The organism is Stenotrophomonas sp. CASM110, from assembly GCF_049384345.1.
GTDB classification, from domain to species: domain Bacteria; phylum Pseudomonadota; class Gammaproteobacteria; order Xanthomonadales; family Xanthomonadaceae; genus Stenotrophomonas; species Stenotrophomonas muris.
Genome location: NZ_JBMRGI010000009.1, coordinates 41,744 through 62,426, shown reverse-complemented (window position 1 = coordinate 62,426; position 20,683 = coordinate 41,744). Strand labels below are relative to the sequence as shown.

Sequence of the window (20,683 nt, the reverse complement as noted above, 5' to 3'; positions counted from 1 at the left end):
ATGCCGAACTGGATCGACCGCCTGCGCCGCTGGGCGCTGCCTGCCCTGGCCGCGTTGGCCGTGGCCGGCTGCGCCCGTACCGAACCGGGCACCACCACCGTGCGCTTCTGGGCGATGGGCCGCGAAGCCGAGGTGGTCAGCGAGCTGATCCACGAATTCGAGGCCGAAAACCCCGGCATCAAGGTGGATGTGCAGAACATCCCGTGGACCGCTGCACATGAGAAGCTGCTGACCGCGTTCGCCGCCGACGGCCTGCCGGACGTGTGCCAGCTTGGCAACACCTGGGTGCCGGAGTTCGCCGAACTCGACGCGCTGACCCCGCTGCAGCCGTTCGTGCAGCGCTCCACCGTGGTCGACCCGAAGGACTACTTCCAGGGCATCTGGGATACCAACGTGATCCACGGCGGGCTGGTCGGCGTGCCGTGGTACGTCGATACGCGCCTGATCTACTACCGCAAGGACCTGCTGGCCAAGGCCGGCTACGACCACCCGCCGCGTACGTGGCAGGAATGGGAAGAGCAGATGGCGGCGATCAAGCGCATGCAGGGCCCGAGCCGCTACGCGGTGCTGATGCCGATCAACGAGTTCGAGCAGCAGCTGTCGCTGGCCTTGCAGCAGCCCGACCCGCTGCTGCGTGACGACGACACCCGGGGCAATTTCTCCAGCCCGGGGTTCCGCCGCACGCTGGGCTTCTACGCCAACATGTTCGAGCAGGGCTGGGCGCCGAAGATGTCCGAGACGCAGATCTCCAATGTCTGGGACGAATTCTTCCGCGGCTTCAACGTGTTCTACATCTCCGGCCCCTGGAACATCCGCGAGTTCAAGAAGCTGCAGCCGAAGGAACTGGAAGGGCAGTGGGGCACCGCCGCGCTGCCGGGGCCGGACGGTCCGGGCGCGGGCATCGCCGGTGGTACCAGCCTGGTGATCTTCCGCAAGTCGCAGCAGAAGGAGGCGTCCTGGAAGCTGATCGAATTCCTGTCGCGGCCGGAAATCCAGGCACGCTTCCATTCGATCATTGGCGACCTGCCGCCGCGCCGCAGTGCGTGGAACACGCCGTCGCTGGCCAATGACCCGCTGGCGGCCGCGTTCCGCGATCAGCTGGAGCGGGTCAGGCCGACGCCGAAGGTGCTCGAATGGGAGCGCATCGTGCAGGAAATGCGCATCGTCACCGAGAAGGTGGTGCGCGGTGGCCTGCCGCAGGACAAGGCCGTGGAAGAGCTGGACCAGCGCGTGGACAAGGTGCTGGCCAAGCGCCGCTGGATGCATGAACAACAACGCCTGCAGGAGCGCGCGCCGTCGCCGCAATCGAGCAGCGCCGTGGCCGCCGGGAGCGCGCAATGAAACGTACTTCGCTGGCCGGCTGGATCTTCGCCGGCCCCTCGCTGATCGTACTGGGCGTGTTCTTCGGCCTGCCGGTCGCCTCGGCGCTTGCACTGAGCGTGACCGACTTCGACCTCTATGCACTGGCCGACAGCAGCAACCTGCGCTTCGTAGGCCTGGGCAACTACATCGACCTGCTGCAGACGCCGATGTTCTGGAAGTCGCTGTGGAACACCACCTACTTCGTGCTGATCGGCGTGCCGTTGTCGATCGGCGTGTCGCTGGGCGCGGCGATGCTGCTCAATGCACCGGCCGCGCGCTTCAAGGCCCTGTTCCGCACGGCCCTGTTCGCGCCGGTGGTGACCACGCTGGTGGCGGTGGCGGTGATCTGGCGCTACCTGTTCCATACCAGCTATGGCCTGGTGAACTACGGCCTGGGCCATCTGGGCATCAGCCCGATCGACTGGCTGGGTGATCCCAACTGGGCGATGCCGACCATCATGCTGTTCGCGGTGTGGAAGAACTTCGGCTACAACATGGTGATCTTCCTGGCCGGCCTGCAGGCGATCCCGCATGACCTGTACGAAGCGGCGCGCATCGATGGTGCCTCGCGCTGGAAGCAGTTCCTGCACATCACCCTGCCGATGCTCGGCCCGGTGCTGCTGGTGGTCGGGGTGATTACCGTGTCCGGCTACTTCCAGCTGTTCGCCGAACCCTACGTGATGACCCGCGGCGACCCACTGCAGAGCACCGTCAGCGTGCTGTATTTCATGTTCGAGGAAGGCTTCAAGTGGTGGAACCTGGGACGTGCCTCCGCCGTGGCGTTCCTGCTGTTCCTGATCATCCTGGCGGTGACCACCGTGATGCTGCGTTTCGGCCGCAAGAGGCAGTTGGTATGAGTCGTGAAATCGGCCAGTCGCGCTGGTACCCGTGGATGATCAATGGTGCGTTGCTGGTGCTGGCCCTGGTCAGCCTGGCACCGCTGCTGTGGATGGTCTCGGTCTCGTTCATGCCGCAGGGCGAGGCCAGCCATTTCCCGCCGCCGCTGCTGCCTTCGAGCATCACCACGCACAACTACCATGAACTGTTCGCGCGCACCGGCATGGGCGGCAACTTTGCCAACAGCCTGCTGGTGTCGCTGGGCATCACGATCGGCTCGCTGCTGCTCAACACCATGGCCGGTTACGCTTTCGCCAAGCTCAACTTCGTCGGCCGCGAGCGCCTGTTCCAGGTACTGATGGCGGCGCTGGTGATTCCGGCGCAGGTGGCGATGCTGCCACTGTTCCTGCTGATGAAGCAGCTGGGGCTGGTCAACAGCTTCGGCGGCGTGATCGTGCCGGCGCTGGCCAGCGTGTTCGGCATCTTCCTGGTACGCCAGTACGCACGTTCGATCCCGGACGAACTGCTGGAAGCGGCGCGCATCGACGGGGCAGGGGAGCTGCGCATCTTCTTCCAGATCGTGCTGCCGATGCTCAAGCCGGTACTGGTGACCCTGGCGATCTTCACCTTCATGGGCGCATGGAACGATTTCATGTGGCCGCTGATCGTGTTGACCGACCAGGAGCACTACACTTTGCCGGTGGCGCTGGCCACCCTCTCGCGCGAACACATCATGGACGTGGAAATGATGATGGCTGGCGCGGTGGTCACCGTGGTTCCGGTGCTGGCGCTGTTCCTGGTGCTGCAGCGGTACTACATCCAAGGTCTGTTGCTGGGGAGCGTCAAGGGATGAAGCGAGCGATCGCCGTTGGACTGGGACTGTTGTGGACCTCCCTGGCGATCGCCGCACCACCGGCACTGCCGGCGCCGAAGGTGCTGGACGACTTCGACGATATCGGCGCCTGGAAACTGGTGCTGTCCGACCAGGTCAGTGGTTCGCTGCGGCCGGTCAGTGGCGCCGGCGGCGGCCGTGCCCTGTGCCTGGACTATGATTTCCACAAGGTCTCCGGCTACGTCGGCATCCGCCGCGCGCTGAACATCGACTACCCGGTCAACTACCGTTTCGGCTTCCAGTTGCGTGGTGATTCGCCGGCCAACGACCTGCAGTTCAAGCTGATCGATGCCAGCGGCGACAACGTCTGGTGGGTCAACCGCCCGGGCTACAGCTTCCCCAAGGCGTGGACACCGGTCGAATACCGGCGTCGCCAGATCGACAAGGCGTGGGGGCCGTCGCCCGAGAAGGAGATGGCGCGCAGCGCCGCGGTCGAGTTCACGATCTACAGCAAGGTCGGTGGCCGCGGCACGGTGTGCTTCGACAAGCTGACCCTGCAGGGCCTGCCACCGCAGGATGATTCGGCACTGGTGCCATCGGTCATCGCCGATACCGCCACCGCGCTGCAGGACCGCATGATCGATGGCAAGGGCGATACGTTCTGGATCAGCGGCGGGGTCAAGCAGCAGACCATCAGCCTGGACCTGCACAAGAGCCGCGAGATCGGCGGTGCGGTGATCGACTGGCTGCCGAACCTGGAAGCCAATCGTTACACCGTGCGGACGTCCGAAGATGGCCGGGACTGGCGCACTGTGCGCGAGGTGACCGGCGGTGCGGGTGGCCGCGACTGGCTGGCGCTGCCGGACACCGACGCACGCTACGTGCGTTTCGACCTGCTCGATGGCCCGAACTGGCGCTATGGCATCCGTGACATCACGCTCAAGCCGCTGGCGTTCGCCGCCACGCCGAACGCCTTCCTGTCCTCGGTGGCGGCCGACCTGCCGCGCGGTTCGCTGCCGCGTGCGTATGTGGGCGAACAGCCGTACTGGACCCTGCTCGGCCTCGATGGCGGCCAGGAACAGGCGCTGATCAGCGAGGACGGTGCGCTGGAGCCGGCCAAGGGCAGCTTCAGCATCGAGCCGTTCATCCGCCTCGACGGCAAGCTGCTGGACTGGTCGAAGGTGGCCACTACCCAGTCGCTGCAGGACCACTATCTTCCGATCGCCAACGTCGACTGGGTGCACGAGAAGGCCGGCCTGGCGGTGACCAGCTTCGTGCAGGGCACGCCGGAGCGCGCGCAGTTGATCGGCCGCTATCGGCTGAGCAATCCGGACAAGGTGGCGCACGAGTACACCCTGGCGCTGGCGATCCGCCCTTGGCAGGTCAACCCGCCGACCCAGTTCCTCAACACCGTCGGCGGCTTCAGCCGCATCGATGCGCTGGACGTGGGCGAACAGCTGGTACGCATCAACGGCGAGCCGCGCATCTATCCACTGCAGGTGCCCGATGCCCGTTTCGCCAGCACGTTCGATGGCAAGCTCGATGCGATGCATCTTGCGTCCGGGAAGTATCCGGCCACTACGGCAGTGAAGGACAGTACCGGCATGGCGTCCGGTGCGCTGCTGTATACGATCAAGCTGGAACCCGGGCAGAGCCGCGAAGTGGCAGTGGTGCTGCCGCAGACCGGGAGCTGGGCGCCGCAGGCGCTGGACGTGGCCAAGGCGCAGGCGCAGGTGGCCGAACAGTGGCGGCACGCGCTGGGCGTGGTCTCGCTGCAGGTGCCGGCGGCAGGCCAGGCCCTGGTCGACACCCTGCGCACCGCCGTGGCGCACATGCTGATCTCGCGGGTCGGCCCGCGCCTGCAGCCGGGCACGCGCTCGTACGCGCGCAGCTGGATCCGCGACGGCGCGATGATTTCCGAAGGCCTGCTGCGCATGGGGCGCAGCGATGCCGTGCGTGACTACATCAACTGGTATGCGCCTTACCAGTTCGAGAACGGCAAGGTGCCGTGCTGTGTCGATGCGCGCGGCAGCGACCCGGTGCCGGAGAATGACAGCCACGGTGAGCTGATCTACAGCATCGCCGAATATGGGCGCTATACCGGCGACAGCACCTTCGCCGAGCTGATGTGGCCGCACGTGCAGGGCGCCTACAGCTACATGGAGCAGCTGCGTGCCAGCGAGCGTACCGAAGAGAACCGTGCGCGCAATCCGGCGTTCTACGGGATGATGCCGGCCTCGATCAGCCACGAAGGCTATTCGGCCAAGCCGATGCATTCGTACTGGGATAATTTCTGGGCGTTGCGCGGCTACAAGGACGCAGCATCGCTGGCGGCCCAGCTGGGCAAGGTCGAAGCGATGCAGATCGCCGAGTCGCGTGACCAGTTCCGTGATGACCTGCAGGCGTCACTGCTGTCGGCGATGCAGCAGCACAACATCGACTACCTGCCGGGCTCGGCCGAGCTGGGCGATTTCGACGCGACCTCGACCACCATCGCGCTGGCGCCGGGCGGCGAGCAGGGCCGGCTGCCGCAGCAGGCGTTGGAGGCGACCTTCGAGCGCTACTGGAAGGAATTCGTGGCCCGCCGCGATGGCAAGCGCGAGTGGAAGGACTACACGCCGTACGAATGGCGCAACGTCGCCGCCTTCGTTCGCCTGGGCTGGCGCGATCGCGCCTGGCAGGCGACCGAGTTCTTCTTCAAGGACCGTGCGCCGCAGGCCTGGAACCAGTGGGCCGAAGTGGTCTCGCGCACGCCGCGCAAGCCGTTCTTCGTCGGTGACCTGCCGCATGCCTGGGTCGCCTCGGACTTCGTGCGCTCGGCCCTGGACATGTTCGCCTACAGTCGTGACATGGACGATGCGCTGGTGTTGGCCGCCGGCATCCCGACGGCCTGGCTGCAGGGCGAGGGCATCGCCGTGCAGGGCCTTCGCACGCCGCAGGGCCAGCTCAATTACCGCCTGCAGCGCAGCGACAAGCAGCTGGTGCTGGAGGTGCAGCCGGGCCTGGTGCCACCGGTCGGTGGCGTGGTGTTGCCGTGGCCGTACGCCGGTGATCCGGGCGAGGCGACCATCAACGGCGAAGCGGCCGAATGGATCAACAAGGAACTGCACGTGCACCAGCTGCCGGCACGGGTCGAGATCGATGTACCGGGCGCGGTGCGCCGCGCCGAGCGCAAGGGGCAGTAACGATGAAGCACCAAGGGGAGGGAGCGCGTGCGACGGTGCGCGCCCTGGGGCTGGCCATTGCATTGGCATTGCCAGGGCTGACGCTGGCGGCGGTGCCGCAGGTCGCATCGCCAGCGGTGGACATCGCCAGCGCGCCAGGCATGAGCATGGTCACCTTCAACCTCCATCATGACCGCGAAGACTGGCCAAGCCGCCGCCGTACCATCCTGGCCGAACTCAAGCGCTTGCAGCCCGATGCCATCGCGCTGCAGGAGGTGATCCAGCGCCGCAACGTGCGCAACCAGGCGCAGTGGCTGGCCAGCCAGCTCGGCTACAAGTACGTATTCGTGTCCACCGATCCGGTGGGTGCGCCGAAGCGTTACGGCAATGCGTTGCTGACCCGGCGGCCGATCCTCGCCCAGGGGGACCATCTGCTGCTGCCATTGGACGACTACCGCACGGTGGCCCACCTGCGCATCGACGTCGACGGCACGCCGGTGAACGTCTACGCCACGCATCTCAACGAGCGCAACGACGAGAGTGGTCAGCGCATCCGCCGTACCCAGGTCGAGGACCTGCTGCGCTTCATCACCGCTACCTCGGCCGGCGCGCCGGTGGTGATCGCGGGCGACTTCAATGCGCTGGTGGACGCAGGTGACCTGAGCGAGCTGCGCAGCCATTACGGCGACAGCTATGGCAGCGTGCACGTCAACACCGACCTGGCCGGGGTCAGCACCTTGAACCGGCACTATTACCAGGCACCTTCGCGTATCGACCACATCTTCTTCCAGCAGGACCGGATGGTCGCGCGCGAAGCGAAGCTCCTGTTCGACCAGCCAGATGACAGCGGTCGCTGGGCCTCGGACCACTACGGCGTGTGGACCCGGTTGCAGTTCGCGCCGACGCGCTGATGTCCTGGTAGGTGCCAACCTTGGTTGACACGGACGTGTCCGCGTTCGCTCGAACAACGGCGCCAACCAAGGTTGGCCTCTACCAGAGCGCTGCACGCGCCCGGCGCACAAACAGAAACGGCGGGGATCATCGATCCCCGCCGTTCCTTTTCACGCGACCAGATCGCGATCAGTTCGCCGGCGGCGTGCGCTTGGCGGCGTCTTCGTCTTCTTCGTCGGCCTTGGCTTCGGCCGCCTGGGCGGCGGCATCGGTGTGACCATCGGCGGCCGGATCGATCGACGGCGTCACCACCGCATCGGCGACCGGGGCCGCAGCTTCCACCGGTGCGGCTTCAACTGCCACCGGAGCGACGGGCTGTTCGGCGACCGGTGCGGTCTTGACAACCGGCTTGGCTTCAACCGCGGGAGCGGCCTCCACCACCGGGGCGGCCTCAACGGCCAGCGGCTCGGCTTCGACCGCCGGAGCGGCTTCAGCGATTTCTGGCTTCGATTCCACGACCGGCTTCACTTCGACCACCGGAGTGGCTTCAACGGCCGGGGCAGCCTCAACCACGACCGGCTTGGCTTCGACCGCCGGTGCTGCAGCCACCACCGGCTGGGCCGGGGTCGCCGCGTCGATGGCATCGAGCATGCTGGTCTGCACCGGCGAAGATGCCGGTTCGGCCTTGGCCACGGTATTGATCGGGGCCTGTACCTCGGCCACCACCGGTGCAGCGGCATCGACCACGGTGCTGCTCACCACCGCGACCGGCGCGGCGACAACAGCGGCGGCGGCACGGACCGGCTTTCCGGATTCGGCAGCGGTCGGTTCGACTTCGTCATCGAAATCGAATTCCGGTTGCGGACGGGCCGGCTGCGCGGCCGCGACCGGAGTGGTCCCGGCGACGCTGTCGTTGCTCTGCTCGGCGACATCAGCGGCATCGGTGTCATCACTGTCGTCCGCGTCGTCCTGATCATCGCCCAGGCCATCGCTGCCGGCAGCGTTCTCGGCGCCACCACGACGGCGGCGACGGCCACCACGACGGCCACGGCGGCGGCGGGTCGCGCCTTCACCGGCCTGCTCGCCGTTGGCGTCGACAGCAGCCTCTTCACCGGTCACGGCAATCGCCTCGGCCTCGTTGCCGGCGTTGGCAGTGGTGTCGGCCGGTGCAGTGGCTTCCGCCGGAGCGGAGGCGGCCGGCGCAACCGGCGCCACCGGCGCAGTGGCTTCCTGAGCGGTCACCCCATTGGCGGCGACCGCCGTGGCGGCCACGGCGGCAGCCGCGGTCACGGCCTCGGCCGGTGCCTCGGCGGTGCTGCGCTGCGGCTTCTCGGCCGGCTTGTCACCGTCCTGCGGCTGGCGCGGCTGCTTGGGCTGCTTCAGCTTCGGCTGCTGCTGGTTCTGGTTCTGGCCCTGCTGCTCGTTGCGCGGCTTGTTCTGCTGATGCGGCTGCTGGCCGTCCTTCTGCTGCGGCTCCTTCTGCCTGCCCTGCTGCGGCTGCTGCTGGGCATTGCCGTTGTTGCCGTTGCGGCCGTCCTTGCGCTGCTCACCGCGCTCCTTGCGGTTGCCGCCATCCTTCTGCTGCTGAGCGTTGCCGTTGCCACGGTTGTCGTCGCGGCGATCCTTGCGGTCCTTGTTGCGATCCTTGTTGCGGTCCTTGCGGCCGCCGTCCTGCTGCTGGCGGGCAACAGGAGCCGCCGGTGCCGGTGCCGGCGCCGGTTCGCCACCGAACACGCGCTTGAGCCAACCGATCACGCCGCCGCTCGGGGCCGCTGCAACCGGCGCTGCCACGACCGGGGCCGGTGCCGCTGCGGCCGGCTCCACTTCCTCGCGCACCGGGGCGGGGGAGGTGTGCTTGACCTGGGTCACCGCCGGCGGCGGGATGTTCAGCTGGCCCTTGGTCAGGGCATGCACCGGCAGCTTGCGCGGGGTGCCGCGCTGGTAACTGGGCTTGTTGCTCTCTTCACCCAGCTCGTTCTCGCGCAGGCGGGTGACGGTGTAGTGCGGGGTGTGCAGCTGCTCGTCGGCGACGATCACGATCGGCGCCTCGTGGCGCTGCTCGATCTCGCGCAGGGCACTGCGCTTTTCGTTCAGCAGGTAATTGGCGATCTCCACCGGCGCCTGGACCAGCACCTGCCCGGTGTTTTCCTTCATCGCATGCTCTTCGGCAACGCGGATGATCGACAGCGACAGCGACTCGACGCTGCGCATGCGGCCGTGGCCGTCGCAACGCGGGCAGACGATCTGGCTGGATTCACCCAGGCTCGGGCGCAGGCGCTGGCGGCTCATTTCCAGCAGGCCGAAGCGCGAGATGCGGCCGACCTGGACGCGCGCACGGTCGTACTTCAGCGCGTTGGCCAGGCGGTTCTCGACCTCGCGCTGGTGCTTGTTGGAGGCCATGTCGATGAAGTCGATCACCACCAGGCCGCCCAGGTCGCGCAGGCGCAGCTGGCGGGCCACTTCCTCGGCCGCTTCCAGGTTGGTCTGGAACGCGGTGTCCTCGATGTCGCTGCCCTTGGTGGCGCGCGAGGAATTGACGTCGACCGCGGTCAGCGCTTCGGTCTGGTCGACCACGATCGAGCCGCCCGACGGCAGGCGCACGTTGCGCTCGTAGGCGCCCTCGATCTGCGACTCGATCTGGAAGCGGTTGAACAGCGGGATGTCGTCCTTGTAATGCTTGAGCTTGCGCAGGGTCTGCGGCATCACCTGCTGCATGAACTCGCGGGCGTGCTCGTACATCTCCTCGGTGTCCACCAGGATCTCGCCGATGTCGGCGCGCAGGTAGTCACGCAGGGCGCGCACGATCAGGCGCGATTCCTGGTAGATCAGGAACGGAGCCGGCTTGCTCAGTGCGGCTTCGGCGATGGCGCGCCAGACATTGAGCAGGTAGTCCAGATCCCACTGCAGCTCTTCCGCATCGCGGCCGACGCCGGCGGTACGGATGATCACGCCCATGTCGTCGGGAATGTTCAGCTTGTCCAGGGCGTCCTTCAGCGCGGCCCGGTCTTCGCCCTCGATGCGACGGGAAACGCCGCCTGCGCTGGGCGAGTTCGGCATCAGCACCATGTAGCGGCCGGCCAGCGAGATGAACGTGGTCAGGGCGGCGCCCTTGTTGCCACGCTCTTCCTTGTCGACCTGGACGACGATCTCCTGGCCTTCCTTCAGCAGCTCGCGGATGCCGGCCTTGTTGTGGTCGACACCGGCCTGGAAGTAGTCGCGGGAGATTTCCTTCAGCGGCAGGAAGCCATGGCGGCCACCGCCGTACTCGACGAAGGCGGCTTCCAGCGAGGGCTCGATGCGGAAGATCCGGCCCTTGTAGATGTTGGACTTCTTCTGTTCCTTCGACGGCTGTTCGATGTCGATGTCATACAACGACTGGCCATCCACGATGGCAACACGCAGCTCTTCAGCCTGCGTGGCGTTGATCAGCATTCGCTTCATTGTTGCGTTCCTCGCAAGCGGCTACCGCGCGGAACGCCATGGGGTTTCGCCTCTGGACACGGTTCGCCGCCCATTCGCGCAAGCGCGGGGAGGGCGGCTTGGGTTTCCAGCGCTACGACACCACGGCAGGCCGCGGGAGCGCTTCACTCTTATGGGTTTTGGGGTGTTACAGGCCGCAGGCAGCTGTCAGCCAGGCTGGAGCGCCACGCGGGACATGTTCAGCACGGTTGCGTGTCAGGCATCCGGCGATGGCCGGGAAGGCCGGTGAGCCGCTAACATGGCCGCCCCGCGGGCGGTGGTCGCGCACTGTGCCGGATTCGTCGGAAGCTGGGCTTCTGGCCCTGAGTAACTTCCAACGAAATCAATCCCTTATCTCGCCCCCCGAGTGTAACAGAATAAACAGCCTGATGACCGCCCAAGACCCCACCAAACCCGCTGGCGACAAGCCTTCCGTGCGCATGATCACCGTTCCCGCCGACCGCGCCGGCCAGCGCCTGGACAACTTCCTGCTCGGCCAGCTGAAGGGCGCCCCGCGCAGCCTGGTCTACAAGCTGGTGCGCAGTGGCCAGGTTCGGGTGAACGGTGGCCGCGCCAAGGCCGAACGCAAGCTCGAGGCCGGTGACGAGGTGCGCGTGCCACCGGTCCGTCTCACTGAGGAGGGAGACAAGGCCGGTCCGCCGGAGGCGTTCATGCGCCGCCTGGAGCAGGCCATCGTCTTCGAGGACGCCCGCCTGCTGGCCCTGAACAAGCCGACCGGCGTGGCCAGCCACGGCGGCAGCGGCATCAGCTTCGGCGCCATCGAGACCCTGCGCGCGCTGCGCCCGGGGCAGACCCTGGAGCTGGTCCACCGGTTGGATCGCGACACCTCGGGCCTGCTGATCGTGGCCAAGAAGCGCTCGGCGCTGAGCGAACTGCAGGCCTTGCTGCGTGAAGACCACGGCGCCGGCATCCGCAAGCGCTACCTGACGCTGCTGGCCGGGCGCATGCCCGACGGCGTGATGACGGTCGACGCACCGCTGCACGTGGGCCTGCGCCAGGGCGGCGAGCGCCATGTGCAGGTCAATGCGATCGGCAAGGAGTCGATCAGCCACTTCCGGGTGCTGGAACGCCGCGGTGGCCATTCGTACTGCGAAGTCCGCATCGAGACCGGCCGTACCCACCAGATCCGCGTGCACGCCCAGCATCTGGGGCATCCGGTGGCCGGTGACGACAAATACGGCGATCCAGCGGTCAACAAGCGGCTTCGTGAGCAGATCGGGCTGAAGCGCTTGTTCCTGCATGCGGCCTCGCTGGAGTTCGCGCTGGATGACGGCAAGAGCCCATACGTATTGAACGCGCCGCTGGCGGATGAGCTGGTCGAGGCGCTGGACCGGCTGAAGTAAGGATCTCCCGTAGCGTCGAGTCACGCTCGACTGCGCCTCGGTCGGGCCGCGCGGAAAGCCAGTCGAGCATGGCTGGACTCTACAGGGCGAGCCGGGAACCCCTCACCACTTGAACAGCACCAGGCTGATCGCCAGCGTGCCCATGCCGGCCACCAGTCCGTAAACCGTCTCGTGGCCCTTGGCATAGCGCTTGGCCGCCGGCAGCAGCTCATCCAGCGCCAGGAACACCATCACGCCGGCGATCAGGCCGAACACCCAGCCGAACGTGGCGTGCGACAGCGATCCTGACAGCAGCCAGTAGCCAAGCGCCGCGCCCACGGGCTCGGCCAGGCCGGACAGCAGGCTGGCACTGAACGCGTAGAACTTGTTCTGGGTGGCGAAGTACACCGGCACCGCGATCGCGATGCCCTCGGGAATGTTGTGGATGGCGATGGCGAAGGCCAGTGGCATGCCCACCGATGGGCTTTCCAGCGTGGCAAAGAAGGTCGCCAGCCCTTCCGGGAAATTGTGTGCGGTGATCGCAACCGAGGTCAGCAGCGCGACCCGCTTCAGGTACTCGCGGCTGTTCTCGCGGAACGCAGGGTCCTGTTTGTCCAGGCTGTCATGCGGATTGGGAATGAAGTGGTCGATCAGTACGATCACGATCACGCCCAGCAGGAAGGCCAAGGTGCCGTAGGTGAAGCCGGTGCGCTCGCCATACGCCAGTGCAAACGACGCAATGGACTTGTTGAGGATCTCCGACAGCGACACATAGACCATCGCGCCACCGGCAAAGGCCAGGCCGAACGCCAGCAGGCGCGGGCTGGGGCGGCGCGAGAACAGCACCAGCAGGCTGCCGATCGCGGTGGCCAGGCCTGCGGCAAGCGTGACCGCCAGTGCGATCCAGATGTTTTCAGGGGGAATCTGCAGCATCAACCCACGCGATCCTGGTCAACAGACAGCCGCCCCGGGCAGGGCCGGGGCGGCGAGGGCGAGGCGGGCGTCGGCAGGCCCCGTCGGGGTGCGCGCGATCAGCCGCCGCGGCGCAGGCGTTCTTCGATGGCGAAGCACTGGTCCGGCTTCGGCTGTGGCGGGTTGAAGCTGACAGGAACCTGGATGGTGGCCGGCACCGGTTGGCCGTTACGGGTGGCGGCCTTGAACTGCCAGCCCTGCACGGCGGTCTTGGCCAGTTCGTCCAGCTGCGGGTTGCCAGCCCCGGTCAACAGCGCAACCTCGCTCGGCTTGCCGTCGGTGCCGATGGTCACCTTGAAGGTGCTGGTGCCGCCCACGCCCATGCAGGCCAGTTCCAGCGGGTACTGCGGCGGCGGCGTCTTCACCGCGGCCACTTCGGTCGGCGGCGGTGGTGGCGGTGACGGCGGTTCGGACGCGCCACAGCCGGCCAGGCCGGTCGCAGCGATCAGGGACAGGCTCAGCAAACGTACGTTCATGGCAGTTGCTCCGTCAGGGCCGAAGTCTTGGCCGCGCAGATGAAGTCGTTCTCGCTCAGCCCGCCCACATCGTGGGTGGAGAAGCGCACGACCGCGCGGTCGTAGTGCACGCCCAGGTCCGGGTGGTGGTCCTCGCGGTGGGCGATCCAGGCCAGCGCGTTCACGAAGGCCATGGTGGCGTAGTAATCCTTGAAGCGGAAGGTACGCGACAGGGCCTGGTCACCCTCGCTCAGCTCCCAGCCGGGAACCTGCGGCAGCAGTTCGGCCAGGCGGGCCTCGCCGAGCTTGTGGTCGCTGCCTTTGCGCGGCACGCAACGGGCCTGGGCCAGTGGAATCAGGTCGGCCATGGGAATCTCCACCTCGTGTTGACTGAACAATGCGCCGGACGGTGTATAAACCGAATGAGCGGCTGACGCTTACTTGGCTAGAATAGCCTGATGATCCAGATCTCCGACACTGCCCAGACCCATTTCCGCAAGTTGATCGAACGCGAGGGCGTGCCCGGCATGGGCGTGCGCCTGAGCGCGGTCGACCCCGGTACGCCGCGCGCCGATGCCCGGCTGGAATTCGCCGAACCGACCGACCTGCTCGGTGACGAGTGGGCGGTGGACTGCGATGGTTTCACCCTCTATGTCGACGCCGGCAGCGTTGGCTGGCTCGATGGCGCCGAGATCGACATCGTCGCCGGCACCGCCGGTGCCCAGCAGCTGACCATCAAGGCGCCGCGCATCAAGGGCGAAGCGCCGGGTGATGCGGCCTCGCTGGTCGAACGCGTGCACTGGGTGGTGGAGAACGAAGTCAATCCGCAGCTGGCCTCGCATGGCGGCAAGGTGGCCGTGCAGGAAGTCTCGTCCGACGGCGTGGTGCTGCTGCGCTTCGGTGGTGGCTGCCAGGGCTGCGGCATGGCCGATGTGACGCTCAAGCAGGGCATCGAAAAAACCCTGATGGGCCGCGTGCCGGGCGTGACCGCCGTGCGTGACGCGACCGATCATGACAGCGGCCACGCGCCTTACATTCCGCGCGGCAACGTCGCCTGATCGCTGACGCGTGCCTCTGACCCGGGCCGAGCAACTCATTGATCTGCTGCTGGCGCGCCAGCAGCCCCGCGCCGTCCTCGAGAAGTCCACGCGCCTGCCCTATGGCTGGGCGCTGTGGCTGCGCTCGCTGGGGCCACTGCCGCGGCCGTTCCATGCCCGCGAGGTGATCGCAGTTTTCCTGCCGCGCCCGCTGCCGGGCCCGCCAGGCCAGTCGCCGCGGCTGTCGCCGTGGCAGGCGCTGCGCCGATTGTTCTGGCAGGACTGGGACGCCGCGCCGCGCGACCAGCGCTGGATGCGCTGGACCTCGGCACTGGTCAGTGCACTGCTGCACCTGCTGTTCTTCGTGCTGTTGCTGTGGGTGGCGGTGATCCGTACCAGCGCGCCGGACGAAGAGGGCACCGAGGGCGAGCGCGTGCAGGTGGAGTTCGTCGGCCGCGCGTCGCAGGAAGGCGGTGGCGATCAGCCGGGCGCCGAAGCGGCTGCGGCTGCGGCGGCAGGTCGGGTTGCGCCGGGCCAGGAGGCGGGCGCTGCCTCGGCCCCTGCGCCGCGTCCGGTGGCTGCCGAAACCACCGCCTCATCCCCGGCATCCGCGCCGACCGCCAGCGTTCCACCACCGCCAGCCGACGCCGAGCCGGCGCCGGTGGCCGCGCCGCCGCCTTCGCCCGTCCAGGCCACCGAAGTGGCGCAGGCCAGCACGGATTTCGTGGTGCCGCCGGTCAGTGTGCCGCGCACCGAAGTCAGCGTCGTGCCGCGTGACAGCACACCCGCCGTGCGCGAGCGCAGCGTGCAGCCGGTGCAGGCGCCGCCGACACCAAGCCCGGTGCGTACCCCGGAACTGGCCGTGCGCACGCCGCAGGTGCGTGACATCCAGGTGCGCGAACGCGAAGTCAGTACGGTCGACGCGCCGGTGGCTCCCCAACCGCTGCGCAGCGCGGAAGTGCAGGTGCGCGTGCCGCAGCAGGACGTGCAGGTGCGCGAACGTGAAGTGCAGGCCGTGGCCGATCCGCAGGTGCGGATGGCGGCGGTGGCCGGGCGTGAGCCCGCCGTACGCGCGCCCACTGGCCGCGACGTGCAGGTGCGGGAACGTGAAGTGGCCTCGGCACCGGTGGCAGCGCCGGCATCCTCCAGTGGCAGTGCCACGGCGACGCCCGCGACTGCGGCCCAGGGCAGCGCGACGCAGGCGAGCAGCAGCGCGCGTCCGTCAGCATCCAGCAGCACACCCGCAAACGCGGGAGCGCGCCCGGCGCCTGATCCAGGCAACTGGGCGACGCCTGCCAAGGGCGATGACTGGGGGTCTTCCAGCCGCAACCGCGACGGCAGCAGCAACGGTACCCGCCAGGCCAGTACCGCCGGCAAGGGCAGCGGCCTGTTCAATGCCGATGGCAGCGTGCGCGTGCCTGGCCAGGAGGGCGATGGCCATGCCGCGCGCGGTGCGCCCGGCGGTGCCAACGACGGCTGGAGCAAGGAGCGCATTGCGCAGTCCGGCACCTGGCTGAAGCGCCCGCCGTACGACTACACGCCGACCTCGTTCGACAAGTACTGGGTGCCGCAGGAATCGCTGCTGGCCGAATGGGTGCGCAAGGGCGTCAAGGCGATGGAGATTCCATTGCCGGGCACCAACACAAGGATCTCCTGCGTCATTTCGATCCTGCAGGCCGGTGGCGGCTGTGGCCTGACCAACCCCAACATGCAGGACCAGCCGGCCGTGGCACGACCGCCGCCGGACATCCCGTTCAAGAAGGAACTGCAGGAAGACAACGGGAGCCGCTAAAGCTTCGGCCGCGCCCGATGCGCTGGCCGGCCCGCGCTTTGGTAGATGCCGACCTTGGTTGGCACAGAAGCGCCGACCAAGATCGGCCTCTGCCAAGGCGTCAGTGCATGCCGGCCAAGGCAGTGACCTTACGCGCTCTGCGACAGGAACACCCAGAACGGTACGTCGCGGCCGACCCAGTCACGGCTGGCCTCGTCCATCACGTCCAGCAGGGTGTCGAAGTCCTTCTGCGGACCGGCGCGCAGCGCGTCCACGTCGGCCAGGAACAGCGCGTAGCCATTGGCCGGCAGCCATTGCAGGTCGCGCAGGTTGTCCGACAGCGCATCCCAGTTGCCGCCGAAACCGGCCGGGAAATCCAGCTGTGCGGCCAAACGGGCGAGCAGGGTGCGCTTGTCCGCGACGCCCTCCAGATCGATGCGGATCACTTTCAGGCCGGCATCGCGCATCGCCGCGGCCAGTGCGCCGATGTCGTCGCTGTCGATGGCGTAGACGCCGGCGTTGTTGATGTCATGCAGGCCAAGGCCGAAATCATCGTGGCTCATCACTGCGCTCCCTGGGCCGGTACGGTGAAGCTGCGGAATGACGCGTAATGGTCGTCGGTGTAGTACCACGCTTCCGGCGGATCGCCGCCGGTGACGATGCGACGCGTGCCACGCGTAGGCGCGCCAGGGGTGTCGACGGTGTATTCGCGGTAGTAGCCGCGCGCGCGCTGCGGCAGTTGCTGCTCGCGGTTGCCGAAGGTACTGCCGTCCTGGCGGTGCGGGAATGGACCGCCACGCTGGATCAGGGCGATGGTCGCGCGCGCTTCGGCGGGCAGGAACGCGGGAAGTCCGCTGTCCTTGCCGGGCGAGGCGGTGGCCGGCGCGCGCGCGACAGGCGTGCCCTGCAGGTCGGGCGCGAACTGCGGTGCCGGGGGCCGCTGCAGGAAATGGTTGGCGACCAGGCCGAGCAGCAGCAGGGCGATGGCGGTGATCAGCAGCCGGGGGTTGCGCATGGGCAGGGGCGGGCGAGGGTAGTGCACGCACTGTAGCGCCTGTGCGCTGCACGGTGCATGAGGAGCGCGCTGCGTCACTGCTGCGTAACAATTGCCGTCGTGCTCACTGGCAGGACGCAATTTCCTTTACATCCCCCTTGGTAATCTGGCGGTCTGTCCCCATCATTCACCGCGCACCGCCCGACATCGTCGGGTGCCCTCGCAATCAGGAGATGCATCATGGCCTACACCCTGCCCAAGCTGTCCTACGCCTACGACGCGCTGGAACCGCATATCGATGCGGCGACGATGGAAATCCATCACACCAAGCATCACCAGACCTACATCAACAACGTCAACGCGGCGCTGGAAGGCACCGAGTACGCTGACCTGCCGGTCGAAGAGCTGGTGAAGAAGCTCAAGTCGCTGCCGGAGAACCTGCAGGGCCCGGTGCGCAACAACGGTGGTGGCCATGCCAACCACTCGCTGTTCTGGACCGTGATGGCCCCCAATGCCGGCGGCAACCCGGTGGGCGACGTGGCCAAGGCCATCGACAAGGACCTGGGCGGTTTCGACAAGTTCAAGGATGCCTTCACCAAGGCCGCGCTGACCCGTTTCGGCAGTGGCTGGGCGTGGCTGAGCGTGACCCCGGACAAGAAGGTCGTGGTCGAGAGCACCGGCAACCAGGACAGCCCGCTGATGGAAGGCAACACCCCCATCCTCGGCCTGGACGTGTGGGAACACGCGTACTACCTGAAGTACCAGAACCGCCGCCCGGAATACATCGGCGCGTTCTTCAACGTCATCGACTGGAACGAAGTCGAGCGCCGTTACCAGGAAGCGATCGCCTGATCGCGTGACGGGATGACATGAGAAGGCCGGGGGAGACCCCGGCCTTTTCTGTTGCAGCAGTCGTTCGATAGTGCCGGCCGCAGGCCGGCAACCGTGCAGTACCGGGGGAGCCGGCCAGCGGCCGGCACTACCTATTCCGCAGTGGCCGTATCGCCCTGCAGGCGCAGGGTCGCCATCACACCCAGACGCAGGCCGGGCAGGTCGCCGTCGGCCGGCAGCAGGATCGGCTGCTGGCGGATGCCGCCGAAATGCTTGACCTGGAACAGCACATCCAGGCCGTGGCCGCTGCTGCCGCCCCCACTGGCCGCCGGCGCCTCGGCACGGCCGCCGGGATTGCGCCGGGCCGGCTGGAACCCCGGCGTGCTGCGCACCAGTTCCACCGTGCTGGCCGAGAAATCGCCGGCAATCAGGCTCGGCATGCCTTCGGCGGTGGCGCCGATCCAGGTCATCAGGTCGCTGGTCTGGTGCTGGCGGGCGCTGGCCTCGTCCGGGTCCGGGCGCAGCCGCGCCACATAGATGTTGACCAGCGCCTCGCCCAGCCTCAGCCGCATCATGCCGGCCGCGCTGAAGGTGCCGGGAGGATGCAGCAGGGTCACGCCGTCCTCGCTGACCGGCAGCCGGGTCAGCATGGCGTTGCCATGCCGCAGCGGCTGGCTGGGCGGATCGGCGGTAACGAAGTCGCAGCTGTAGCGCAGCCGGCTGGCCAGCCAGCAGGCCGGGTTGCGGCCCTGCTGCTGCAGCACCTGCTGCACCGAGATCACGTCCGGCTGCAGCTCGGTCAGCAGCTGTGCGACCTGCTCGCGGCGCTGCTTCCATTGCGCGTCATCGCGGCTGGGCAGCTCCAGCGCGGCGACCGTCAGCTGCCTGGGGTCGCTCTCGCTGGCAACGGCGGCCGGCGCCTGTGGTCGTGCCTGCGCCTGCAACGCCAGCAACAGCGCAAGGCAGCTGAGCAGGAGGCGGGCGTGGGCGAGGGGGCGCATAACGATAAGTTTACGCTTTTGTCGTGCAGGTGCCGTGACTTCCGGCAGGGCCTGCACTGCCTGCCATGGATTGGCACCGTTGTCATGCAGCCCTGCAGCGTGCTTCGCAAGCCCCGGTTCCGGTAACCTTGCGCCTTTCGCTTTGCAGGAATGCCTTACAGGATGAGCCACGACGCAGTCGCCCCCATCGCCGGCCAGGGAAAGATGCCGCGCCAGATTCCGTACATCATCGGCAATGAGGCCTGCGAGCGGTTCAGTTTCTACGGGATGCGCAACATCCTGGTGCAGTTCCTGATCACCTCGCTGCTGCTGCAGGAAATCACTGCCGAAGGCCGTGCCGGTGAAGCCAAGGACATCATGCACAGCTTCATGATCGGCGTGTATTTCTTCCCGCTGCTCGGTGGCTGGCTGGCCGACCGGTTCTTCGGCAAGTACCACACCATCCTCTGGTTCAGCCTGGTCTACTGCGCCGGCCACCTGTGCCTGGCGCTGTTCGAGAACAGCCGCGAGGGCTTCTTCCTCGGCCTGGGCCTGATCGCGCTCGGTGCCGGCGGCATCAAGCCGCTGGTGGCCTCGTTCATGGGCGACCAGTTCGACCAGAGCAACAAGCACCTGGCCAAGATCGTCTTCGACGCCTTCTACTGGATCATCAACTTCGGCTCGCTGTTCGCCTCGCTGCTGATCCCGCTGGTGCTGAAGAACTGGGGCCCGCAGTGGGCGTTCGGCATCCCGGGCATCCTGATGTTCATCGCTACCTTCGTGTTCTGGCTGGGCCGCAGGCGCTACGTGCTGGTGCCGCTGCCGCCGAAGGACCCGCATTCGTTCGCCAACGTGGTGCGTACCGCGCTGACCACGCGCGTGGCTGGCCAGGGCCGTCCGGGCCTGGTGATCGCCGTGCTTGGCCTGGCGCTGGCGGTGGCCTCGTTCGGCCTGGTCGGTTCGCTGGGCATCGTGATCTGCCTGTGCCTGGCGCTGGTGGCCATCCTTGCCGGCATCGGTGGCGGCACCTGGCTGCAGCTGGACCGCGCCCGTGGCCAGCATCCGGCCGAAGCCGTGGAAGGCGTGCGCTCGGTACTGCGCGTGCTGGTGATCTTCGCGCTGACCACGCCGTTCTTCTCGCTGTTCGACCAGAAGGCCTCGACCTGGGTCCTGCAGGGCCAGCAGATGCAGATGCCAAGCTGGTTCACCGCCTCGCAGATGCAGGCGCTGAACCCGCTGCTGGTGATGATCCTGATTCCGTTCAACAACCTGGTGCTGTATCCGGCCCTGCGCCGCTTCGGCTTCGAACCGACCGCGCTGCGCCGCATGACCGCCGGCATCGCCTTCAGTGGCCTGGCCTGGATCGTGGTGGGTGGCATCCAGGTGGTGATGGACGGCGGCAACGCCATGTCGATCTTCTGGCAGATGCTGCCGTACGCGCTGCTGACCTTCGGTGAGGTGCTGGTCTCGGCCACCGGCCTGGAGTTCGCCTACAGCCAGGCACCGCAGGCGATGAAGGGCGTGGTGATGAGCTTCTGGAACCTGACCACCACCATCGGCAACCTGTGGGTGCTGCTGTCCAACGCAGCGGTGCGCAACGACACGGTCACCCACCAGATCGCGGGCACGGGCCTGAGCGAGGCGGCGTTCCTGATGTTCTTCTTCGCCGGCTTCGCCTTCGTCGCGGCGTTGGCCTTCGGTTGGTACGCGAAACGCTATCGTATGGTCGACAACTACCGTACCGCCTGAGCCTGA

The 20,683-nt window shown here is 67.3% G+C and carries 17 protein-coding genes; 10 read left to right on the top strand and 7 right to left on the bottom strand.

From position 1 onward, the window contains the following. Genes VG561_RS09835 through VG561_RS09815 form a run of 5 tightly spaced genes read left to right on the top strand, consistent with a single transcriptional unit; the run spans window position 1 to window position 7,106 of the window. Complete coding sequence (locus VG561_RS09835; protein WP_014647749.1) at window positions 1–1,341, top strand: sugar ABC transporter substrate-binding protein; 1,341 nt, start codon at window positions 1–3, stop codon at window positions 1,339–1,341. Continuing rightward, window positions 1,338–2,219, top strand: a complete 882-nt coding sequence (locus tag VG561_RS09830; RefSeq protein WP_005410323.1) for a carbohydrate ABC transporter permease — start codon at window positions 1,338–1,340, stop codon at window positions 2,217–2,219. The genes VG561_RS09835 and VG561_RS09830 overlap by 4 nt, the downstream gene beginning before the upstream one ends. After that, window positions 2,216–3,052 carry a carbohydrate ABC transporter permease gene (locus VG561_RS09825; RefSeq protein ID WP_006456347.1) on the top strand — a complete coding sequence of 279 codons (837 nt, stop codon included), beginning with the start codon at window positions 2,216–2,218 and terminating at the stop codon, window positions 3,050–3,052. Before VG561_RS09830 ends, VG561_RS09825 begins: the two co-directional genes overlap by 4 nt. After that, complete coding sequence (locus VG561_RS09820) at window positions 3,049–6,216, top strand: discoidin domain-containing protein (RefSeq protein ID WP_053496314.1); 3,168 nt, start codon at window positions 3,049–3,051, stop codon at window positions 6,214–6,216. Before VG561_RS09825 ends, VG561_RS09820 begins: the two co-directional genes overlap by 4 nt. A 2-nt stretch (window positions 6,217–6,218) precedes the next feature. Further along, window positions 6,219–7,106, top strand: coding sequence for an endonuclease/exonuclease/phosphatase family protein (locus VG561_RS09815; RefSeq protein WP_423179551.1), 888 nt, complete (start codon window positions 6,219–6,221; stop codon window positions 7,104–7,106). A gap of 169 nt (window positions 7,107–7,275) precedes the next feature. Here the strand turns inward: VG561_RS09815 and rne are convergent, their stop codons facing one another. Continuing rightward, complete coding sequence (rne, locus tag VG561_RS09810; RefSeq protein WP_423179550.1) at window positions 7,276–10,527, bottom strand: ribonuclease E; 3,252 nt, start codon at window positions 10,525–10,527, stop codon at window positions 7,276–7,278. A 407-nt stretch (window positions 10,528–10,934) separates the two neighbouring features. Here rne and VG561_RS09805 point away from each other — a divergent pair, with 407 nt between their 5' ends. Further along, window positions 10,935–11,909 carry an RluA family pseudouridine synthase gene (locus tag VG561_RS09805; protein ID WP_049403782.1) on the top strand — a complete coding sequence of 325 codons (975 nt, stop codon included), beginning with the start codon at window positions 10,935–10,937 and terminating at the stop codon, window positions 11,907–11,909. 102 nt (window positions 11,910–12,011) lie between these two features. On the opposite strand, the gene zupT is transcribed toward VG561_RS09805, so the two are convergent. From zupT to VG561_RS09790, 3 genes are all read right to left on the bottom strand, one after another. After that, complete coding sequence (gene zupT, locus VG561_RS09800) at window positions 12,012–12,821, bottom strand: zinc transporter ZupT (RefSeq protein WP_014647743.1); 810 nt, start codon at window positions 12,819–12,821, stop codon at window positions 12,012–12,014. A 98-nt stretch (window positions 12,822–12,919) separates the two neighbouring features. Continuing rightward, a complete protein-coding gene (locus VG561_RS09795; protein ID WP_014647742.1) occupies window positions 12,920–13,336 on the bottom strand; it encodes an energy transducer TonB in 417 nt (138 codons plus the stop codon). Next, the gene (locus VG561_RS09790) at window positions 13,333–13,683 is read right to left on the bottom strand and encodes a 4a-hydroxytetrahydrobiopterin dehydratase (RefSeq protein ID WP_014647741.1); all 351 of its coding nucleotides are present in this window, start codon (window positions 13,681–13,683) and stop codon (window positions 13,333–13,335) included. The genes VG561_RS09795 and VG561_RS09790 overlap by 4 nt, the downstream gene beginning before the upstream one ends. A 90-nt stretch (window positions 13,684–13,773) precedes the next feature. Here VG561_RS09790 and VG561_RS09785 point away from each other — a divergent pair, with 90 nt between their 5' ends. Next, on the top strand, window positions 13,774–14,373 hold the full coding sequence (locus tag VG561_RS09785) for an NfuA family Fe-S biogenesis protein (RefSeq protein WP_014037813.1): 600 nt from the start codon (window positions 13,774–13,776) through the stop codon (window positions 14,371–14,373). Between the two features lie 10 nt (window positions 14,374–14,383). After that, window positions 14,384–16,144, top strand: a complete 1,761-nt coding sequence (locus tag VG561_RS09780; RefSeq protein WP_053495369.1) for a hypothetical protein — start codon at window positions 14,384–14,386, stop codon at window positions 16,142–16,144. A 128-nt stretch (window positions 16,145–16,272) separates the two neighbouring features. Here VG561_RS09780 and VG561_RS09775 read toward each other — a convergent pair whose 3' ends face one another. Both VG561_RS09775 and VG561_RS09770 read right to left on the bottom strand, forming a co-directional pair. Next, on the bottom strand, window positions 16,273–16,686 hold the full coding sequence (locus VG561_RS09775; protein WP_262087986.1) for a barstar family protein: 414 nt from the start codon (window positions 16,684–16,686) through the stop codon (window positions 16,273–16,275). Continuing rightward, complete coding sequence (locus tag VG561_RS09770; protein ID WP_049405900.1) at window positions 16,686–17,138, bottom strand: ribonuclease domain-containing protein; 453 nt, start codon at window positions 17,136–17,138, stop codon at window positions 16,686–16,688. The genes VG561_RS09775 and VG561_RS09770 overlap by 1 nt, the downstream gene beginning before the upstream one ends. A gap of 219 nt (window positions 17,139–17,357) precedes the next feature. Between VG561_RS09770 and VG561_RS09765 the strand changes: the two genes are divergently transcribed. Then, on the top strand, window positions 17,358–17,969 hold the full coding sequence (locus tag VG561_RS09765) for a superoxide dismutase (protein ID WP_005410310.1): 612 nt from the start codon (window positions 17,358–17,360) through the stop codon (window positions 17,967–17,969). A 131-nt stretch (window positions 17,970–18,100) separates the two neighbouring features. On the opposite strand, the gene VG561_RS09760 is transcribed toward VG561_RS09765, so the two are convergent. Beyond that, window positions 18,101–18,949 (bottom strand): endonuclease/exonuclease/phosphatase family protein, encoded by an 849-nt coding sequence (locus VG561_RS09760; RefSeq protein WP_049405898.1) that lies wholly within the window; start codon window positions 18,947–18,949, stop codon window positions 18,101–18,103. A 162-nt stretch (window positions 18,950–19,111) separates the two neighbouring features. Here VG561_RS09760 and VG561_RS09755 point away from each other — a divergent pair, with 162 nt between their 5' ends. Next, window positions 19,112–20,677 (top strand): oligopeptide:H+ symporter, encoded by a 1,566-nt coding sequence (locus tag VG561_RS09755; RefSeq protein ID WP_134809087.1) that lies wholly within the window; start codon window positions 19,112–19,114, stop codon window positions 20,675–20,677. Window positions 20,678–20,683: the final 6 nt, after the last annotated feature.

Bases quoted from the DNA above. Each gene is read 5' to 3' on its own strand.
- VG561_RS09755 (WP_134809087.1), top strand. From the start codon at position 19,112: ATGAGCCACGACGCAGTCGCCCCCATCGCCGGCCAGGGAAAGATGCCG.
- VG561_RS09760 (WP_049405898.1), bottom strand. From the start codon at position 18,949: ATGCGCCCCCTCGCCCACGCCCGCCTCCTGCTCAGCTGCCTTGCGCTG.
- VG561_RS09805 (WP_049403782.1), top strand. From the start codon at position 10,935: ATGACCGCCCAAGACCCCACCAAACCCGCTGGCGACAAGCCTTCCGTG.
- VG561_RS09815 (WP_423179551.1), top strand. From the start codon at position 6,219: ATGAAGCACCAAGGGGAGGGAGCGCGTGCGACGGTGCGCGCCCTGGGG.
- VG561_RS09835 (WP_014647749.1), top strand. From the start codon at position 1: ATGCCGAACTGGATCGACCGCCTGCGCCGCTGGGCGCTGCCTGCCCTG.
- VG561_RS09785 (WP_014037813.1), top strand. From the start codon at position 13,774: ATGATCCAGATCTCCGACACTGCCCAGACCCATTTCCGCAAGTTGATC.
- zupT (WP_014647743.1), bottom strand. From the start codon at position 12,821: ATGCTGCAGATTCCCCCTGAAAACATCTGGATCGCACTGGCGGTCACG.
- VG561_RS09820 (WP_053496314.1), top strand. From the start codon at position 3,049: ATGAAGCGAGCGATCGCCGTTGGACTGGGACTGTTGTGGACCTCCCTG.
- VG561_RS09795 (WP_014647742.1), bottom strand. From the start codon at position 13,336: ATGAACGTACGTTTGCTGAGCCTGTCCCTGATCGCTGCGACCGGCCTG.
- VG561_RS09790 (WP_014647741.1), bottom strand. From the start codon at position 13,683: ATGGCCGACCTGATTCCACTGGCCCAGGCCCGTTGCGTGCCGCGCAAA.
- VG561_RS09765 (WP_005410310.1), top strand. From the start codon at position 17,358: ATGGCCTACACCCTGCCCAAGCTGTCCTACGCCTACGACGCGCTGGAA.
- VG561_RS09830 (WP_005410323.1), top strand. From the start codon at position 1,338: ATGAAACGTACTTCGCTGGCCGGCTGGATCTTCGCCGGCCCCTCGCTG.
- VG561_RS09825 (WP_006456347.1), top strand. From the start codon at position 2,216: ATGAGTCGTGAAATCGGCCAGTCGCGCTGGTACCCGTGGATGATCAAT.
- VG561_RS09775 (WP_262087986.1), bottom strand. From the start codon at position 16,686: ATGAGCCACGATGATTTCGGCCTTGGCCTGCATGACATCAACAACGCC.
- rne (WP_423179550.1), bottom strand. From the start codon at position 10,527: ATGAAGCGAATGCTGATCAACGCCACGCAGGCTGAAGAGCTGCGTGTT.
- VG561_RS09770 (WP_049405900.1), bottom strand. From the start codon at position 17,138: ATGCGCAACCCCCGGCTGCTGATCACCGCCATCGCCCTGCTGCTGCTC.